Source organism: Streptomyces sp. NPDC051310 (genome assembly GCF_044455245.1).
GTDB lineage: Bacteria > Actinomycetota > Actinomycetes > Streptomycetales > Streptomycetaceae > Streptomyces.
The window spans coordinates 69,307-87,825 of sequence record NZ_JBITEO010000003.1 but is presented as its reverse complement, the minus strand read 5'-3'; the positions used below and the strand labels follow the sequence as shown (position 1 = coordinate 87,825).

14 protein-coding genes are annotated in these 18,519 nt (G+C 74.3%); 9 read left to right on the top strand and 5 right to left on the bottom strand.

The genetic code is table 11. The annotated features are described in order from the left end of the window. Window positions 1–37: 37 nt before the first annotated feature. Window positions 38–1,993: a ricin-type beta-trefoil lectin domain protein gene (locus tag ACIA79_RS05350; RefSeq protein ID WP_399426814.1), complete on the top strand. Its 1,956-nt coding sequence runs from the start codon at window positions 38–40 to the stop codon at window positions 1,991–1,993. Here the strand turns inward: ACIA79_RS05350 and ACIA79_RS05345 are convergent. The 3 genes from ACIA79_RS05345 to ACIA79_RS05335 all read right to left on the bottom strand — a co-directional run bounded on the left by ACIA79_RS05345 (window position 1,966) and on the right by ACIA79_RS05335 (window position 5,463). Continuing rightward, a complete protein-coding gene (locus tag ACIA79_RS05345) occupies window positions 1,966–3,630 on the bottom strand; it encodes an amidohydrolase (protein WP_399426813.1) in 1,665 nt (554 codons plus the stop codon). The genes ACIA79_RS05350 and ACIA79_RS05345 overlap by 28 nt on opposite strands. A 232-nt stretch (window positions 3,631–3,862) precedes the next feature. Then, window positions 3,863–4,834 carry a trypsin-like serine peptidase gene (locus tag ACIA79_RS05340; protein ID WP_399426812.1) on the bottom strand — a complete coding sequence of 324 codons (972 nt, stop codon included), beginning with the start codon at window positions 4,832–4,834 and terminating at the stop codon, window positions 3,863–3,865. Window positions 4,835–4,962: 128 nt separating this feature from the next. Further along, entirely contained in the window at window positions 4,963–5,463 is a 501-nt protein-coding gene (locus ACIA79_RS05335; protein ID WP_399426811.1) for a GNAT family N-acetyltransferase, read from the bottom strand. Between the two features lie 61 nt (window positions 5,464–5,524). Here ACIA79_RS05335 and ACIA79_RS05330 point away from each other — a divergent pair, with 61 nt between their 5' ends. Both ACIA79_RS05330 and ACIA79_RS05325 read left to right on the top strand, forming a co-directional pair. Then, window positions 5,525–6,322 carry an exodeoxyribonuclease III gene (locus ACIA79_RS05330; protein ID WP_399426810.1) on the top strand — a complete coding sequence of 266 codons (798 nt, stop codon included), beginning with the start codon at window positions 5,525–5,527 and terminating at the stop codon, window positions 6,320–6,322. A gap of 139 nt (window positions 6,323–6,461) precedes the next feature. Then, entirely contained in the window at window positions 6,462–7,490 is a 1,029-nt protein-coding gene (locus tag ACIA79_RS05325) for a DUF6528 family protein (RefSeq protein ID WP_399426809.1), read from the top strand. Window positions 7,491–7,502: 12 nt separating this feature from the next. On the opposite strand, the gene ACIA79_RS05320 is transcribed toward ACIA79_RS05325, so the two are convergent. Then, a complete protein-coding gene (locus ACIA79_RS05320) occupies window positions 7,503–8,123 on the bottom strand; it encodes a MerR family transcriptional regulator (RefSeq protein WP_399427124.1) in 621 nt (206 codons plus the stop codon). 225 nt (window positions 8,124–8,348) lie between these two features. On the opposite strand from ACIA79_RS05320, the gene ACIA79_RS05315 reads away from it, so the two are divergent. From ACIA79_RS05315 to ACIA79_RS05300, 4 genes are all read left to right on the top strand, one after another. Beyond that, a complete protein-coding gene (locus ACIA79_RS05315; RefSeq protein WP_399426808.1) occupies window positions 8,349–9,848 on the top strand; it encodes a flavin-containing monooxygenase in 1,500 nt (499 codons plus the stop codon). Next, on the top strand, window positions 9,845–10,723 hold the full coding sequence (locus ACIA79_RS05310) for an alpha/beta fold hydrolase (RefSeq protein ID WP_399426807.1): 879 nt from the start codon (window positions 9,845–9,847) through the stop codon (window positions 10,721–10,723). The genes ACIA79_RS05315 and ACIA79_RS05310 overlap by 4 nt, the downstream gene beginning before the upstream one ends. Continuing rightward, window positions 10,720–11,625, top strand: a complete 906-nt coding sequence (locus tag ACIA79_RS05305; protein ID WP_399426806.1) for an SDR family oxidoreductase — start codon at window positions 10,720–10,722, stop codon at window positions 11,623–11,625. Before ACIA79_RS05310 ends, ACIA79_RS05305 begins: the two co-directional genes overlap by 4 nt. Before the next feature lie 93 nt (window positions 11,626–11,718). Next, window positions 11,719–11,913 carry a hypothetical protein gene (locus ACIA79_RS05300; protein WP_399426805.1) on the top strand — a complete coding sequence of 65 codons (195 nt, stop codon included), beginning with the start codon at window positions 11,719–11,721 and terminating at the stop codon, window positions 11,911–11,913. Window positions 11,914–12,282: 369 nt separating this feature from the next. Here the strand turns inward: ACIA79_RS05300 and ACIA79_RS05295 are convergent, their stop codons facing one another. Then, window positions 12,283–15,531, bottom strand: a complete 3,249-nt coding sequence (locus ACIA79_RS05295) for a S41 family peptidase (protein ID WP_399426804.1) — start codon at window positions 15,529–15,531, stop codon at window positions 12,283–12,285. Window positions 15,532–15,682: 151 nt separating this feature from the next. Between ACIA79_RS05295 and ACIA79_RS05290 the strand changes: the two genes are divergently transcribed. Together ACIA79_RS05290 and ACIA79_RS05285 are read left to right on the top strand one after the other, a co-directional pair. Further along, entirely contained in the window at window positions 15,683–16,255 is a 573-nt protein-coding gene (locus tag ACIA79_RS05290) for a TetR/AcrR family transcriptional regulator (RefSeq protein ID WP_399426803.1), read from the top strand. A gap of 93 nt (window positions 16,256–16,348) precedes the next feature. Beyond that, window positions 16,349–18,517, top strand: a complete 2,169-nt coding sequence (locus tag ACIA79_RS05285; protein WP_399426802.1) for an MMPL family transporter — start codon at window positions 16,349–16,351, stop codon at window positions 18,515–18,517. Window positions 18,518–18,519: the final 2 nt, after the last annotated feature.

The following is an 18,519-nucleotide window of genomic DNA, read 5'->3' as shown; positions in this document are numbered from 1 at the left end:
CGAGCGGCACCGCGCCGCCTACCCGGAGGCCGCACTGATGGAGCGGCACTGGGAGGCGGTGCACGACTACGTGGCGCTGTTCGTGCCGCCGGGCGGGAAAACCGTCTCGATGGCCGCGGCTGCCGCATTCGGGCACGCCCTGGAAAGGCTGCGCGAGGACGCCGGCGGGGCCGGTGCTGCCGGGGGAGGCGAAGCGGGGCCGGCCGAGGGTGCGCTGCGGGTGCATTTCCTGGTGACGGCACGTCAGGTATTGCGGGAGTGGGCCTCCGACGACCGTATCGCCGCATTGTTGACGGGAATTCGATACCCGGAGGAGCCGGCGGAGAACCGGCGGCTGATCACCCGGGCCTTCCGGGCCCTGCCCGGCCCGGCCCAGGTGCTGCTGTGGCACCGGGAGGTGGAGGCCGAAGGGCTGTCCATCCCCTGCGGACTGCTCGCCATCGACCCCCGCGGCGCCGCCGCGCGGCTCGCCGAGGCCCGCGAGCTCCTGCGCGCCGGGTGCCTCAGCGCGCACCAGCAGCTCGCGCAGGACCCGGAGTGCCGCCACTACGGCCGGCTGCTCGACATATCCCTGCGGCGCACCGGCCCCCTGATCCCCGACATCCAGCGCCACCTGGCGGCGTGCCGCCACTGCCGGCACGCCGCCGAACAGCTGCTCCACTCGGACGGGCGGCTGGCGCTGCTCCTCGCCGAGGGCCTGCTCGGCGGGGGAGCGGAGCGGTACCTCGCCTCGCGGCCCGGCCGGGTCCGCGCCCGCGACCAGGCGCAGCCGGCCCCGAAGCGGCCGGGGCGGCACTCCCGGGGCGGCCGCCGGCGCGGGGCGGCGAGCGGGGGCGGCCGGGTGCTGCGCCTCGCGGCGCCGGCGCTCGACGGACTGCGGGCCGGAGCGCTGCGGCTCGGTGGCGCGAGGGCGGGAGCGGAGGCCGGGACGGCGCCCGGGTACCGGGCCGCCGAGTCGTCGGCATCCGCCGGAGTCCGCCGTGGAGGGCCCCTCCTGGTCGGTCTTGGCATCGTTGTCACCGGCGGTCTGCTCGCGGCGGCGGTGGCGTCGCTCGTGGGCGGCGGGGACGCGCCGGACGGAGGCCTCGGCCACCGGGCCGGGACGCCGCAGCCCGGCGGGGCGGCGACCGCCCCCGTACCGCCCGCCCCCGCCCCGGCCGGGCACCCCACCGGACGGCCCACGGGCCTGCCGACGCAGGTGCCGGCCGGCCCGCTCGACTTCCGGCTGCGCAACGCCGGTTCCGGGCTGTGCCTCGACCTCCAGGACGGCCGGGCCATCGCCGGGGCCGAGCTGACGCTCGCCGCCTGCGCGGCCGGGCCCGTGACGCAGCTGTGGACGTACGAGGACGACGGGCTCCTGCGCAGCGCCGCGGACCCGACCCTGTGCGCCCACTCGCACCGGCCCGCCGGCACGGTGGTGCTGGCCGCGTGCACGGCGGACGCGGCCCCCGACGCGGCGGACGTGCGCTACGACATCACCCTCCAGGGCGTGGTCGTCCCGCGCTGGAGCGAGCAGCTGGCGCTCACCCCCGTCACACCGGGCGCGGGGTCGAGCGTGGTCGTCCGCGTGCGGGACGGCTCGGCGGCCCAGCGGTGGACGACCGAGGCGCCGGAGGCGGCCGGCCCGGTGCCGCGCGGGCGGATGCCGGGAACGGCGCCCCGGCGGGTGCCCGCCCCGACGAAGGCCGCGCACCGGCCCGTGCCGCGGGCCGTGACCCCGTCCCCGGAACCGGCCGCATCAGCCGCCTCCCCGGGCGGCGGGCCCGGCCCGGACCCCGCAGCGCCCCCCGGACCGGTGTCCGGCGACGCCCCGCACCGAGGGACCGGCGACGCCTCCGGGGACGGTCCGGCCGCGGACGTGCCGGGCGGCGACGGTTCCGCCGGCGCGGCCCCGCGGCACGTCCGCGTTCCCGCGCAGCGCCGGCCGGACCCGGTCGGCCCCGCCGCGGTGGAGGCCGGCCCGGATCAGCGGCTCGCCCGGCTGTCCGCGTAGACGCGTACTCCGCCCACGAAGGTCTGCAGCACCCGGGTCGCGGCGATCTCCTCCGCAGGCCCCGCGAACGGGTCGCGGTCCAGCACCACCAGGTCGGCCAGGTTCCCGGCCCGGATGACGCCCGTGTCGTCGAGGTGGTTCACGTACGCGCTGCCCGCGGTGTACGCGGTGAGGGCGGCGTCCAGGCCGATGCGCTGCTCCGGCAGGAACACGGGAGCGTCCGGCCCGGCCTCCGGCAGGACGCGGTTGACCGCGACGTGCAGCGCGGCGATCGGGTCGGGGCTGCTGACCGGCCAGTCGCTGCCCGCGGCGAGCCGCGCCCCGGTGCGCAGCAGGTCGCCGAACGGGTACTGCCAGGAGGCGCGTTCGGCGCCCAGGAAGGGGATCGTCAGCTCGTCCATCTGCGGCTCGTGCGCCGCCCAGAGGGCCTGGATGGTGGCGGTCGCGCCCAGTTCGGCGAAGCGCGGCACGTCCTGTGGGTGCACCACCTGGAGGTGGGCGAGGTGCGGCCGGGTGTCGGCGGCGTCGCCGCCCGCCTTCCGGGCGGCCGCCACGGCGTCGAGCGCCTCACGCACCGCGCGGTCGCCCAGCGCGTGGAAGTGGACCTGGAACCCGTGCGCGTCCAGGGCGGTGACGTAGGAGGCGAGCGCGTCCGGCTCGATGAAGGAGACGCCGGAGTTGTCCGACGCGCAGCCGCAGGACGTGAGGTAGGGCCCGAGCAGGGCCGCCGTGCGGTTCTCGGCGATGCCGTCCTGCATGATCTTCACGGTCGTGGCGCGGAGCCTGCCGTGCGTCAGTTCCGCGCGGCGCTCCAGCAGTTCGGGCAGCTGCTCCAGGCCGCGGGTGCGGTCCCACCACAGGGAGCCGACGACCCGGGCGGTGAGCTTCCCGGCGCGCGCCGCGGCCGCGTACGCCGGGGCGGGGTCCGCCATTCCGGCGTGGTCGCCGAGGAGGGCGTCCTGCCAGGCGGTGACGCCCAGCGAGTGCAGCAGCTCCTGCGCGCGCAGCAGGCCGGCCGTCAGTTCGGCGTGGGTGGGCGCCGGTACGACCCCGGCCATGAGGGTCATCGCGCCCTCCTGGAGCATGCCGGTGGGGCGGCCGTCCGCGTCCCGCTCGATGCGCCCGTCCGCCGGGTCGGGTGTGCCGGCGGTGATGCCGGCCAGCTCCAGGGCGCGGGAGTTGGCCCAGCCGCCGTGGTGGTCGCGGTTGACCAGGTAGGCGGGCCGGTCGGGGACCAGCTCGTCCAGGAAGCGGCGGTCCGGCATGCCGCCCGGGAACGCCTCCATCGACCAGCCGCCCCCGGTGATCCACGCGGCACCGGGGTGCGCGTCCGCGTACGCCCGGACGATGTCGCGGTACGCCTGTGGTGTCGTCGCCCCGCTCAGATCGCAGCGGGCGAGCTCCACACCGGCACCGACGGGGTGGATGTGCGCGTCCTGGAACCCCGGTATCAGCAACCGGCCGCGCAGGTCGACCACTTCGGTGCGCGGGCCGATCAGACCGTGGACCTCGGAACCGCCGACCGCGACGATGCGTTCGCCGCGCACGGCCACGGCGCTCGCCCGGCGGCGCGCCGGATCCACGGTGTGGACGGGGCCGCCGGTGAAGACGAGGTCCGCGGTGCGGTGAGGGGCCATGGGCGTACTCCTGGTTCACGGAGGGGTCGTTCGCCGTTCAGTCTGCGGGCGGACGCGCCGGTGTCCATGGGCAGGGTGGACTTTCCGGACGGCCTTCCTCCGTGGCGGCCGGTTCCGGTGGAACGGACGGGGGCGTGCGGGGTCCCGTGGTGGAGGATCGTCCACATCACGGGCGCGCCCGGCGGGAGGGAACACCCCGCCGGGCGCGCTGTTCGCGGTGTGCGTCAGCGGCTCAGGAGACCTGGGCCTTGTCGTACAGGGCCTTCGCCTCGTTGCCGAAGTACGGCCCGAACATCCGGTTCGGCAGGAAGGTGTAGCCGAAGCTGTTCACCGAGACCTGCAGGCCGGTGCCGGTCGCCTCGCTGAAGCCGGTGAACCAGGGGCCGCCGCTGGAGCCGCCCGTCATGTTGCAGCCGAGGCTGTGGTCCTGCGAGAAGAGCCAGTCCTTGGAGGAGTTCCCGCTGCAGTAGACCAGCTTCGAGCCGTCGTAGGGGGACGCCGCCGGGAAGCCGAAGGCGTACATCGGCTTGTTGTACCCCCCGTTGAACTGGATGCCCTGCGCGCCGGTGACCGCGGTGAGCTTCTGGCCGTTCAGCGGGGCGACGACCGCGGCGCCGATGTCGTGGTTGATGTCCTCGCTCGCCTCCCACTGCGGGGTGGTCAGCGTCCTGGCGGCGGTCCACTGGCCGTACGGCGCCTGGCCGTTGTCGTACGCCGGCACGAAGACCCAGTTGGTGTGCCAGCTGCCCTGGTACTTGACGCAGTGGCCGGCCGTGATGACGGTGCTGGCGTTCTGGCTGGTCACGGCGTTGCCGGAGCAGGAGGCGGTACGGCCCTGGAAGGAGAAGAACACCCGCCCGGACGTCTTGACGACCGCGCCGCCGCCGGTCCAGGAGCCGCCCGCCTGCGGGAAGGCGGTGGGCGCGACGGTCGTCGTCGCGCCGCCCGGCCGGGGGGCCTTGAGCTTCTTCAGCGCCTGCGGGGTGAGCAGCAGGTCGAGCGGGGTGGCGGAGCGCATCCGGTCCGGGGTCCAGAAGGCGCGGGCGCGGTGCTGTTCGGCGGCGGGGACGCTCCGGGCGGAGGGGGCCGCGCCGTCCTGGCCGGGCGCCGGTGCGGGGGCCGCGGCGGCGGTGGCCGACAGGGCGCCGGTGAGCAGGGCTCCGACGGTCAGCAGGATGCCCGTGGCGGTGCGATGGCGTCTCACGCATGTCTCCTTCTGCCGTGTCCGGGCGCGGTGGCGCGGCCCGGGCAGGGTGGGGGAACGAAGAGCGGTGCGGATCGGCGTTGCGTGAGGCAGCGTGCCACGGGATGGTGCGCTTTGTCAGGACCGCGTCACGGACTGGTGCCGGGTTCCGGGGTGAGCGGCTTCGCGTAGCACCGGCTGTTGGGGTACTCCCGGTAATAGCCGAACTTGGCGCACGGCGCGTACCCGCTCGACGTGTAGAGCCCGATCGCCTCCGGCTGCATGTCGCCGGTCTCCAGCACCATCCGGATCCGCCCGGCGGCGCGCGCGTCCGTCTCCAGGGCGGCGAGGATGCGGCGGGCCAGGCCCAGGCCGCGCGCCTCGGGGACCACGTACATCCGCTTGAGCTCGGCGTCCCCGTCGGAGTAGCCCTCGTCGTTCCGGTCCTGGGTGCGCCAGCCGCCGGTGGCGACCGGGCGGCCGAGCCCGTCGTACGCGATCAGGTACAGCCCGCGCGGCGGGAGGAACATCGAGGGGTCGAGCGGGGTGAGATCCCCGCCGTCGCCGTACCGCTCGGCGTACTCGAGCTGGACCGCGTCGTTGAGTTTCACGGCGTCGGGGTGGTCGAAGGGTACGCGCTGCATGTCCATGCGATGCATCGTACAGATATGCAGGTCCTGGGCCGGTCCCCCGGGTGGGTATCGTGCCGGAATGCTCACTGTGACGTCCGCCAATGTCAATGGCCTGCGCGCCGCCGCCAAGAAGGGTTTCGTGGAGTGGCTGGCCGGGACCGCGGCCGACGTGCTCTGCCTGCAGGAAGTGCGCGCCGAGGAGTCGCAGCTCCCCGAGGCGGTCCGCACGCCCGGGGGCTGGCACGCCGTCCACGCCCCGGCCGCCGCCAAGGGCCGCGCGGGCGTCTCCCTCTACACGCGCCGCGAGCCGGACGCCGTGCGCGTCGGCTTCGGCTCGTCCGAGTTCGACGGCAGCGGCCGGTACGTGGAGGCCGACCTCCCGGGCGTCACGGTGGCCAGTCTCTACCTGCCCTCGGGCGAGGTCGGCACGGAGCGCCAGGACGAGAAGATCCGGTTCATGGGCGAGTTCCTGCCCTACCTCGAGGAGCTCAGGGAACGCGCCGCCGCCGACGGGCGAGAGGTGCTGGTGTGCGGCGACTGGAACATCGCCCACCAGGAGGCCGACCTCAAGAACTGGAAGGCCAACCGGAAGAGCTCCGGCTTCCTCCCCGAGGAGCGTGCCTGGCTCACCCGCGTGTTCGACGAGGCGGCGTACGTCGACGTGGTGCGCGCCCTCCACCCTGACCAGGAGGGCCCGTACTCGTGGTGGTCCTACCGCGGCCGCGCCTTCGACAACGACTCCGGCTGGCGCATCGACTACCACGTGGCGACCCCCGGCCTCGCGGCCCGCGCCGTGAAGGCCTGGGTCGAGCGCGCTGCCACCCACGCGGAGCGCTGGAGCGACCACGCGCCCGTGACGGCCGTGTACGACCTGTAGGCGGCCCGCGGGCCGGCGGGCCGGGGCGGCGGGCCCGTGCCCGGCCGGGACGAGAGGCGTCCGCTCCGGAAGTGATGATCTGTCAGGAACGGTGTGTAGGGCCCGGCTCCTGGGAATGCTTCTGGCACGCTGGGGTGCCGTGCGCATCGCCACCGTACGTACGCTCCGTTCCGCCCTGTTCACGGCGGTCACGCTCGGCCTGGTGCTGACCGCCCCCGTGCCGACGTCGGCCTCCGTCCCGGTTCCCGCTTCCGAGATCCCCGCCGGGACGCCCGACGTCCTCCTCACCGACCAGGCGTCCGGACGGGTCCTGCTGCTCGACGGCGCCCGGCGCGAGTGGGACCCGGCCACCGGGCCGTCCGCCGTGAAGTGGGCGTTCTCGCCGCTCGGGGACCCGCGGTACGCCGACCTGGACCCGGACGCCAGCTGGGTCCACCCCTCCGAGGCCAAGGTGCGGACGCACCGCGGCAGGACGTACGTGCTCACCGTCGCCTCGTACGGCTTCGCGGCGGTGGTGGAGTACCCCTCGGGGCGGCGCTACTGGGGCGACGCGCTCTCGCCCGGCACCATCCGGCACAACCCGCACAGCATCGAGCTCCTGCCGGACGGCAGCGTCGCCGTCGCGGGCAGCACCGGCGATGTCGTCCGGCTCTACGCGGCCTCCCGGGGGCGGGCCGGCGTGCCGTTCGCCTCCTACGCGCTGGAGGACGCGCACGGACTGCAGTGGGACGGCGCGCGCCAGGTGCTGTGGGCCCTGGGCGGCGACCGGCTGGTGGCGCTGAAGGCCGGGGAAAGCGCGGGCCTGCCGACGCTGACCGGGGTCTTCGAGGTCCCGCTGCCGACCCCGCACGGCCACGACCTCGGGCAGGTCGCCGGGCGGCCCGACCGGCTGTGGGTGAGCAGCGGCTCGGCCGTGTACCAGTACGTGAAGAGTGCCGGCGCCTTCGTGCGGGACTTCCCCGACGCGGAGCGCATCAGCCGCGCCCGGGTGAAGGCGGTCGGCGACGACCCGGTGACCGGGCAGGTCCTCTCCACGGTGCCCGAGCCCGGCCTGGGGGAGACCTGGTGGACCCGGACGGTGACGGTGCACCGGCCCGAGGGCGCCTACCGGCTCGCCGGCGGCGGGATCTACAAGGCCCGCTGGTGGCTGCCCGTGCCGGCGGCCTGACCCGGCCCCGCCCTACAGGGCGCGCAGGCGGCGGTCCAGGGCCATCGAGACCTCCGCCTCCACCACGCTCTTCGCCAGCGGGCGCAGCCGTACGGCATCGGCGTCGCCGCCCGCATGCCGGAGCAGGAGGTCGGCGAAGAGGGCGGCCAGCGCGTCGGCGTGCTCCCGGACGCGGGCCGCGGCGGCCAGGACCGCCGCCAGCGGGATGCCCTCCCGGACCAGCGCCGCCGACACCTCCAGCAGCCGGCGGCTGACGTGCACGATCTCCTCGCCGTCGGTGGCCAGGTAGCCCAGCTCCAGGGCGGCGGCGAAGTTCTCCGGGGTCACCTGGTCGCCGAAGTGGTCGGCGAGCTCCTCGGGGGTGAGCCGTACCGGCTCCTCCTCCGTCGGCTCGCCCAGACCCAGCACCTCGCCGACGTCCCGCCCGCTCTCGAAGGCGGCCGCGAGGTCGGCGATGCCGTTGAGGGTGTGGCCGCGCTCCAGCAGGGCCGCGATCGTCCGCAGCCGGGCCAGGTGGTGCGGGCCGTACCAGGCGATGCGGCCCTCGCGGCGGGGCGGGGGGATCAGGCCGCGCTCGCGGTAGAAGCGCAGGGTGCGCACCGTGATGCCGGCCTCCGCGGCCAGCTCCTCCATGCGGTACTCGCGCCGCGACGGGTGCTCGCCGCCCCGCTCGTGCCGGCCGGTGCCTTCGGTGATCCCCTCGTTCGCCACGGTCGCCACCCTATGTCGTACCGCCGGTAACTTTTCCCGGCGCACCCTCTACCGCTCGGTAGGGAGCTGCTCTACTCTCCCAACCGTGCCAGCGATTGCTGGCGGAGTCCTGAGGACCGGACTTGCGGACGGGTATGCGGAGGCGGCATGGGCCAGCACGAGCACGTACGAGTGGCGGTGATCGGATCGGGATTCGGCGGCCTCGGGGCCGCCGTCCGGCTGCGCCGCGAGGGAATCACCGACTTCGTCGTCCTGGAGCGGGCCGACTCCGTGGGCGGCACCTGGCGGGACAACAGCTATCCCGGGTGCGCCTGTGACGTGCCGTCACACCTCTACTCCTTCTCCTTCGCGCCCAACCCCGACTGGCCGCGCACCTTCTCCGGCCAGCAGCACATCCGGGCGTACCTGGAGCACGTCACCGACACCTTCCGCCTGCGGTCCCACATCCGGTTCGGCCACGAGGTGCGGATGATGCACTGGGACAACGACGCCCTGCACTGGGAGATCGAGACCACCCGCGGCACGCTCACCGCCGACGTCGTGGTCTCCGCCACCGGACCGCTGTCCGACCCCAAGATCCCCGACGTCCCCGGGCTCGCGGGGTTCGAGGAGGCCGGCGGGAGGGTCTTCCACTCCGCCCGCTGGGACCACGACTACGACCTGGCCGGCAAGCGCGTCGCCGTCATCGGCACCGGCGCCTCCGCCATCCAGATCGTGCCCTCCGTCCAGCCCCGGGTGGGCAGGCTGACGCTGTTCCAGCGCACCCCGGCCTGGGTCATGCCGCGCATGGACCGGCCCATCAGCGGCGCCGAGCGGTGGCTGCACCGCCGGCTGCCCCTCACCGGCAAGGCCCGCCGCGGACTGCTCTGGGGCATCCGGGAGCTGCAGGTCAGCGCCTTCACCAAGCGCCCCGGTGAGCTGAGCCTCGTCGAGTCCGTCGCCAAGGCGAACATGAACCGGGCCATCAAGGACCCCGCGCTGCGGGCCAAGCTGACCCCCTCGTACCGCATCGGGTGCAAGCGGATCCTGCTGTCCAGCGACTACTACCCGGCCCTCGCCCGGCCCAACGTGGACGTCGTCGCCTCCGGGCTGGCCGAGGTCCGGGGCTCGACGCTCGTGGCCGCCGACGGGACCGAGGCCGAGGCCGACGCGATCATCTTCTCCACCGGCTTCCGCGTCACCGACATGCCCATCGCCGAACGCGTCGTCGGCGCCGACGGGATCACCCTCGCCGAGGCGTGGAAGGACGGCATGGAGTCGCTGCGCGGCGCCACCGCCGCGGGCTTCCCCAACTGGATGACCATCATCGGCCCCAACACCGGCCTCGGGAACTCCTCCATGATCCTCATGATCGAGTCCCAGCTGAACTACCTGGCCGACTACATGCGCCAGCTCGACGTGCTCGGCGGGCGCGTGGCGCTGGCGGCCCGGCCGTCCGCCGTGGCCGCCTGGAACCGGCGCGTGCAGGCCCGCATGGAGCGCACCGTGTGGAAGTCCGGCGGCTGCGACAGCTGGTACCTCGACGCCAACGGCCGCAACACCACCCTCTGGCCCGGCACCACCGGCGAGTTCCGGCGCGCGACCCGGGCCGTGGACCTGGGCGAGTACGAGGTGGTCCGGGTACGCGACAAGGAGACCGTGCGATGAAGATGAACGTGACGTCCGCCGACGGGACGCCGGTGCACACCGAGGTGCACGGGCCCGAAGGGGCCCCCGCCGTGGTGCTGTCGCACGGCTGGACCTGCTCGACCGAGTTCTGGGCGGCCCAGGTGCGGGAACTGACCGCCGACCACCGGGTCGTCGTCTACGACCAGCGCGGACACGGCCGCACGCCCGCGGCGGGCCCCGGCGGCTACTCCACGGAGGCCCTCGCCGACGACCTGGAGGCCGTGCTCGCCGCCACCCTCGCCCCCGGCGAGAAGGCCGTGCTCGCCGGGCACTCCATGGGCGGCATGACCCTCATGGCCGCCGCCGGGCGTCCCGCGGTGCGCGAGCACGCGGCGGCCGTCCTGCTGTGCAGCACCGGTCCGTCCCGGCTCGTCGCCGAATCGCTCGTCCTGCCGCTGCGCGCCGGGCGGCTGCGCACCCGGCTCACCGGGCTCGTCCTGGGCGCCCGGGCACCGCTCGGACCGGTCACCCCGGTCTCCAAGGCCATCCTCAAGTACGCGACGATGGGCCCCGGTTCGGCCCCCGCCGCCGTCGCCGAGTGCGCCCGCATCGTGCACGCCTGCCCGCGCGCCGTCCGGGTCGGGTGGTCGCACGTCCTGGCCGAGCTCGACGTCGAGGCGGGCGTACGGGAGCTGACCGCGCCGACCGCGGTGATCGTCGGCGCGGCGGACCGGCTCACACCGCCGGTGCACGCGCGGGCGCTGGCCGCCGCGCTGCCCCGGTGCACCGGGCTGGAGGAGCTCACGGGCGTGGGGCACATGACGCCCGTGGAGGCGCCGGAGGCCGTGACGGCCCGGATCCGCGCGCTCGTGACGACGTACCTGAGGTCCGCGGACAAGGAGGAGGCGGCATGAGCAAGGTGAGCCTGGACGGGCAGGTCGCCGTCATCACCGGCGGCGCGCGGGGCGTCGGCGAACTGCTGGCGCGCAAGATGTCCGCGCGCGGCGCGCGGATCGCGCTGCTGGGCCTGGAGCCGGAGCTGCTGAAGCAGGTCTCCGGGCGGCTGCACACCGAGAGCGACTGGTGGCACGTCGACGTGACGGACCACGAGGCGATGGCGCGGGTCGCGGAGGAAGTGAAGGAGCGCTTCGGGAAGGTGGACGTCGTCGTCGCCAACGCGGGCGTCGCGGCCGGTGGTCCGTTCATGGACTCCGACCCGGTGGCGTGGCGGCGGGTCATCGAGGTCAACCTCATCGGCGGCGCGGTGACGGGCCGGGCATTCCTGCCGGTGCTCGCCGAGAGCCGCGGGTACTTCCTGCAGATCGCGTCGCTCGCCGCGATCACCCCGGCACCGATGATGACCGCGTACTGCGCTTCCAAGTCGGGCGTCGAGGCGTTCGCGCACAGCCTGCGCGCGGAGGTCGGCCACAAAGGCGTGCGGGTCGGGGTCGGGTACCTCTCGTGGACCGACACCGACATGGTGCGCGGCGCCGACCAGGACGACGTGATGCGGGAGTTGCGGCAGCGGCTGCCCTGGCCCTCGAACCGGACGTACCCGCTCGGCCCCGCCGTCGACCGGATCGTCGCCGGCGTCGAGCGGCGGTCGGCCCACGTGTACGCGCAGGGGTGGCTGCGAGGCATGCAGGCGGTGCGCGGCTACCTGCCGGGCCTCATCGCCGCGGTCGGGCAGCGCGAGATGCGGCGCTTCGAGCCGCGGCTCGGGCGCGTGCGGAGAGGGCTCGTCGGGGCGGGCGGCGAGGCCGACGAAGCGGCCCGCCGATGCGCTACCGAACGTGACGGAACCGTCACTGCTTGATCGAAATGCGCGGTATGTCTGGCCATGCCACGCTGGTCGAGGCCGGGGGCCGAACATGGCCCCCGCACCCCACCACTTTCAGGAGTGAACTCGATGGGTATCGCAGACCAGTTCAAGGACAAGTCGCAGGAACTCAAGGACCAGGCCAAGCAGCGGGCGCAGGACGCGAAGCGCGAGGCGCAGCAGCGCACGCAGAAGGGCCGTCCGCAGCGCGACGAGCGCCGGCAGGGCATGGACGAGGACGCGCAGACGATGCGCGAGCGGACGGACCGCAGCTACGACGTCTGACGCATGACGTCGACGCGTAGCGGCGCGTGACCGCGCGGGGCGCACCCGGGACGCCGGGTGCGCCCTGCTTCTGCGTGCGCCGGCCGCGGCCCCTGCTGTGCGGGGGCGTCGGCTTGGGGCGCGCGGTACGCGGGGGAGGTGTCGGCTTGGGCCGGAGGGGCGCGACGGGGGCCGGGGGCTCCGGTGGGGGGCGGCCGGACTCCCGTTCACCGCGCTTCGCGCGAGTTCAGTCGTTTTACGTCCGGCCACCCCCCACGTTCCGCCCCCGTCCCCCTCACGTGGCGGGGCCCGTCCACGGGCCGGTCGGGCAACTTCCGGCGGGCGGGTGCGGGTTGTCAGGGTTCCCCTGCCCGGTCGCGGGGCGGCCCCTCAGCCGCGGGGTGGCAGCGGGGGGCGGCGCAGTGAGGGGACCTGGGAGTAGTCCGGCGGGCGGGCCGCCGGGTGTTCGGCCAGGAGCTTCAGCGCGACCTCCACCGCGTCCGCGAGCTGGCGGTGGCGGCCCTCCGCCCAGTCCAGCGGGGTGCGCAGGATCTCGATGTCCGGTGCGACGCCGTGGTTCTCGATGGACCAGCCGTACTCGTCGAACCAGGCCGCGTTCATCGGCACCGTGATCACCGTGCCGTCGCCCAGCCGGTGGCGGCCGGTCATGCCGACGACACCGCCCCACGTGCGCTGGCCCACCACCGGGCCCAGGCCGAGGAGTTTGAACGCCGCCGTGATCATGTCGCCGTCCGACGAGGTCGCCTCGTCCGCGAGCGCCACGATCGGGCCGCGCGGCGCGTTGGAGGCGTACGAGACGGGCTGCGCGCCCCGGGTGAGGTCCCAGCCGAGGATCTTGCGGGTGAGCTTCTCCACGACGAGCTCGCTGATGTGGCCGCCGGCGTTGCCGCGTACGTCCACGATCAGGGCGGGGCGGGACATCTCCAGCCGCAGGTCGCGGTTGAACTGGGCCCAGCCCGAGCCGCCCATGTCCGGGATGTGGAGGTAGCCGCACTTGCCGCCGCTCAGCTCCCGCACGACGTCGCGGCGCTTGGCGACCCAGTCCTGGTAGCGCAGCGGCCGTTCGTCGATGAGGGGGACGACGGCCACGCGGCGGGATCGGCCCTCGCCCTCGGCCGGCTGGAAGGTCAGCTCGACGGTGGTGCCGCCGGCCGCGGCCAGGAGGGGGTAGGGGCCCGTGACCGGGTCGACCGGGCGGCCGTCCACGTGGGTGAGGACCGCCCCCTCCCTGATGCCGGTACCGGCCAGCGGGGAGCGGGCCTTGGAGTCGGACGACTCGCCCGGCAGGATGCGCTGGACCGTCCACCGGCCCTCGCGGCACGCGAAGTTGGCGCCGAGCAGCCCGATGGCGCGCTGGTAGTGCGGCGGCCCCTCGTTGCGGCGCGCGGGCGTCACGTAGGCGTGCGAGGTGCCCAGTTCGCCGAGGACCTCGCGCAGGAGGTCGGCGAACTCGTCGGGCGAGGCGACCCGTTCGACCAGCGGGCGGTACTGGTCCAGGACCTCCTGCCAGTCGATGCCGCTCATGCCCGGGTCCCAGAAGTACGCGCGGATGATCCGCCCCGCCTCGTCGTACGCCTGCCGCCACTCCGCGCCCGGATCCACCTCGTGCTGGATCCGCCGCGCGTCGACGTACACCGTGCTGTCGCTGTCGCCGGCCTCGGTGGCCGGGACCGCCCGCAGCTCGCCCTCGTCGACCACGACGAGCCGCGTGCCGTCGCCGCTCACGGCGAACCAGTCGAGGTTGTCGACGAGTTCGGCCTTCCTGGCCTTGGTGAGGCTGAAGTGTTCGAGGGTGGGCCGCCCGGAGGTGTCGGCCGGGTTCACGAACGTCTCGCCCAGCGCGCCCGAGATCGGCCAGCGCAGCCACACCAGGCCGCCGCCGCTCACCGGGGCCAGCGACGAGTACTTGGACGCGGCGACCGGGAACGGCGTCACCCGGTTCTCCAGCCCTTCGAACTCGACGACCACCGTGCCGTCACCGGCCTCGTCGTCCGCCGGGTCCAGCCCGCCCGCCGCGGGCCTGCCCTCCGGCGAGAGGGCGAAGGGCGACGGCGTCGTGGAGGCCAGGGGGACCAGGTAGGGGCGGCAGCCCAGCGGGAACGACAGGTCGCCGGTGTGGACGTCGTACACCGGGTCGAAGCCCCGCCAGGAGAGGAAGGCGAGGTAGCGGCCGTCGCGCGTGAAGACCGGGCTCTCGTCCTCGAAGCGGCCGTTGGTGACGTCCACGATCGTCCGGTCCTTGATCCGGGCGATCTTGATCTGCCGGAGCGACCGGCCGATCCCGGGGTGCGACCAGGTGAGCCACGCGCCGTCGGGGGAGAACGCCAGGTCGCGCACGGGCCCGTTGAGGGACCGGGCCAGCTCGCTGACCTCCCCGGTCGACTCCTCGGTCACGTCGAGCAGCAGCAGCCGGCCGTCCTGGGAGGCGATCGCGAGCCGCTCGCCGTCCGCGTCGGCCACCATCTCCAGGACGTGCCCGAGGCCGCCGCCCGCCATCCGCCGCGGCTCGCGGTCGCCGCTCGCCCGCGGCAGGTGGGCGATCTCGATCGCCTCCTCGCCCTCCGCGTCCGTGACGTACGCGACCCGGCCGCTGCCGCCCAGCATCACCGGCACCCGCACGCGCACCCCGGGCGTGTCGGTGATCACCCGCGACGGCCCGTCGCGGTGCGTCAGCCAGTACAGGCTGCCCCGTACGCAGACGGCGCTCGCCCGCCCCGTCTCGTCGACCGCGACCGCGTTCACATGGGTCGCCGCCGGCACCTGGTACCGCCGCCGCCCGGTGCGCGGCCCGCCGAGCCGCACCGGGAGCCTGCGCGGTACCGAGTCGGGCGTCAGGGCGTCGACGATCCACAGGTCGCCCGCGCACTGGTACACCACCCGCCGCCCGTCCGAGGAGGCGTGCCGGGCGTAGAAGGCGTCGTGGTCGGTGTGCCGGCGCAGGTCCGAGCCGTCGGGCAGGCACGAGTAGAGGTTGCCGACGCCCTCGTGGTCGGAGAGGAACGCGATCCTGCCGTCCACGAACATCGCGCAGTCCAGGTGGCCGCCGAGGTCCGGCAGGAGCCGCTCCCCGTGCAGCCACAGCCGTCCCGTGGCCCCGCCCCGGTACCGCTTCCAGGCGGCCGGCTCGTGCGGCGGCTTGCCGGTGAGCAGCAGGGTGCGGTGCTGCCCGCCGACGTCCGCGACGGCGATGTCGGAGACCGGCCCCCAGGGCAGCCGCTGGCCCGGCGAGCCGTCGGTGGGGACCTTGTACGCCCAGGAGAAGTGCGAGAACGGCTGGCCGTGGGAGGCCACCGCCAGGATGTCGCCCTCGGGTGTCCAGCCGCACACGCGCGTGTCGAGGGACCCCCAGTAGGTCAGCCGCCGCGCGGGCCCGCCGTCGACCGGGGCGAGGTGGACCTCCGGGTCCAGGCTGCGCCAGTTCGTGTACGCGATGTGCCGCCCGTCCGGCGAGAAGCGCGGGTGCCCGACCCGGGTCCGGTCGACGGTGAGCCGCCAGGCCCGGCCCGGCGGCTCGCCCTCGGGGACGAGCGGGGCGAGCCACACGTCGTCCTCGGCCGCGAAGCACAGCAGGTCCTGGTGGAGGTGGGGATACCGGAGGTACGCGCCGTCGCTGCTCACACAGCCATGCTTTCCGCGCCCGGGGGCACCGGCAACTCGACCGCGTGTTCCCGTGAGGTGCGACACGTACGAAACGGTTTCGTTTCGCTCATGCCCCGGGGTACCGTACGAGGTGTACGAAACCGTTTCGTCTCGATGGAGGACGAGGACCGTGGCACGCAGCAGGCTCACCCCGGAACGCGAGTCCGAGCTGTACGAAGCCGTCCTCGACCTGCTGCGCGAGGTCGGGTACGACGCCCTCACCATGGACGCCGTCGCGGCCCGCACGCACTCCAGCAAGGCCACCCTCTACCGCCAGTGGGGGAGCAAGCCGCAGCTGGTCGCCCGGGCGCTGCGGCACACCAAGCCGGTGCGCCTCGACGAGATCGACACCGGCTCGCTGCGCGGCGACTTCCACGAGATGCTCATGCGTTCCGACGACTGCCAGATGGAGCGGGACTCCGCGCTGATGCGGGGCCTCGCCCATGCCGTCCACGACAACCCCGACCTGCTGCAGGCGCTGCGCGAGCTCCTCATCGAACCCGAGATGACGGGCATGGACCGGGTCCTGCGGCGCGCGGTCGACCGCGGCGAGGTCGCCGCGGACAACCCGGCGCTGCGGCTCGTCCCGCACATGCTGATCGGTGCCTTCGTGGCCCGCCCGCTGGTCGACGACCGGCCGGTAGACCAGGCGTTCCTCACCGCCTACCTCGACGCCGTGCTGTTCCCCGCCCTCGGCGTCTGACCCGTTCCACACGCTCCACCTGACACGTACCGCTCGCGCTGTCGGGCCGACTCCCCTGCCCCTGTCCGCCCACACCTCCGGGAGTACGCACCCGTGGCCACCTTCCTGAACCGACTCGGCCGCCTCGCCTACCGGCGACGCCATGTCGTGACCCTGATCTGGATAGCCCTGCTGGCGCTCGCCGGCGTCGGCGCCGCATCCGCGCCCGCCGCGACCTCCAGCTCCTTCTCGATACCCGGCACGGAGGCCCAGAAGGCCTTCGACCTGCTCGAAGAGCGCTTCCCGGGCGCCGGTGCCGACGGCGCCACCGCCCGGGTCGTCTTCAAGGCACCCGACGGCGGCAGGATGACCGACCCCGGCAACAAGGCCGCCGTCGGCAAGGCCGTCGACGCGCTGCGGTCCGGTTCCGACCAGGTCGCCTCGGTCACCGACCCCTACGCCGTCAAGGCGGTCTCCCCGGACGGCTCGACCGCCTACATCCAGGTGTCCTACAAGGTCAGCGGCATGGAACTGACCGACGCCACCCGCGAGGCGCTCCGGGACACCGGCGCGGAGGCCCGGGAGAGCGGCCTGACCGTCGAGATCGGCGGTGACGCGCTGCAGACCGTGCCCGAGACCGGCGCCGGCGAGATCATCGGCGTGATCGTGGCCGGTGTGGTCCTCGTCATCACCTTCGGTTCCCTGGTCGCCGCCGGGCTGCCGCTGCTGACCGCGCTCATCGGCGTCGGCATCGGCGTCTCCGCCATCACGGCGCTGGCGAGCACGCTCGACCTCGGGTCCACCACCTCCACGCTGGCGATGATGATCGGCCTCGCCGTCGGCATCGACTACGCGCTGTTCATCGTCTCCCGCTACCGCGCCGAGCTCGCCGAGGGCCGCGAGCGCGAGGAGGCGGCCGGGCGGGCCGTGGGCACCGCGGGCTCCGCGGTGGTCTTCGCCGGGCTCACCGTGGTCATCGCGCTGGCCGGGCTGGCCGTCGTGAACATCCCCATGCTGACCAAGATGGGCCTCGCCGCGGCCGGCACCGTGCTGATCGCCGTGCTCATCGCCCTCACCTTCATCCCCGCCCTGCTGGGCTACGCCGGCGGGCGCGTGGTCGGCCGCAAGGCCCGCAAGGCCCCGCAGGCCCCGCGGGAGAACAAGCCCAACATGGGCACCCGCTGGGCCCGGTTCGTGCTGCGCCGCCCGCTCGTCGTGCTGCTGGTCGGCGTGATCGGCCTCGGTGCCGTCGCGGTGCCCGCCGCCTCGCTGGAGATGGGCCTGCCCGACGACGGCGCACAGCCCACATCCACCACCCAGCGCCGCGCCTACGACCTGCTGTCGGACGGCTTCGGGCCCGGCTCCAACGGCCCGCTGATGGTCGTCGTCGACGGCGACCGGGCCGCCGCCGGCCGCACGGCCGAGCAGATCCGGGACCTGGACGGCGTCGCCGCCGTCACCCCGGCCACGCCCAACAAGGCCGGCGACACCGCGATCATCACCGTCGTACCGGAGGGCCGGCCCTCCTCGGCCGGCACCGAGGAGCTGGTGCACGACATCCGGGACACCACCGGGGACGACGTGCTGGTCACCGGCGCCACCGCGATGAACATCGACTTCTCGCAGAAGATGAACGACGCGCTGCTGCCCTACCTGGCGCTCGTCGTCGGCCTCGCCTTCCTGCTGCTCATGGTGGTCTTCCGGTCCGTCCTCGTCCCGCTGAAGGCGGCGCTGGGCTTCCTGCTCTCCGTGGTGGCCGCCCTCGGCGCGGTCGTCGCGGTCTTCCAGTGGGGCTGGCTCGGCTCGCTCTTCGGCGTCGAGCAGACCGGCCCGATCATGAGCATGATGCCGATCTTCATGGTGGGCGTGGTCTTCGGTCTGGCCATGGACTACGAGGTCTTCCTCGTCACCCGGATGCGCGAGGCGTACGTGCACGGCGAGCGGCCCGGCCAGGCCGTCGTGACCGGTTTCCGGCACGGGGCGCGGGTGGTGACCGCGGCCGCAGTGATCATGATCGCGGTCTTCGCGGGCTTCATCGGCTCGAGCGAGCAGATGGTCAAGATGATCGGCTTCGGGCTCGCCGTCGCCGTCTTCTTCGACGCCTTCATCGTCCGCATGGCGATCGTCCCGGCGGTCCTGGCCCTGCTCGGCCGCACCGCCTGGTGGCTGCCGCGCTGGCTCGACCGGGTCCTGCCCGACGTCGACGTCGAGGGCGAGGCCCTGAGCAGGACGCCGGGTGCCGGGGCGCCCGAGGAGGACGAGCGGGAGCTCACCCGGGTCTGACC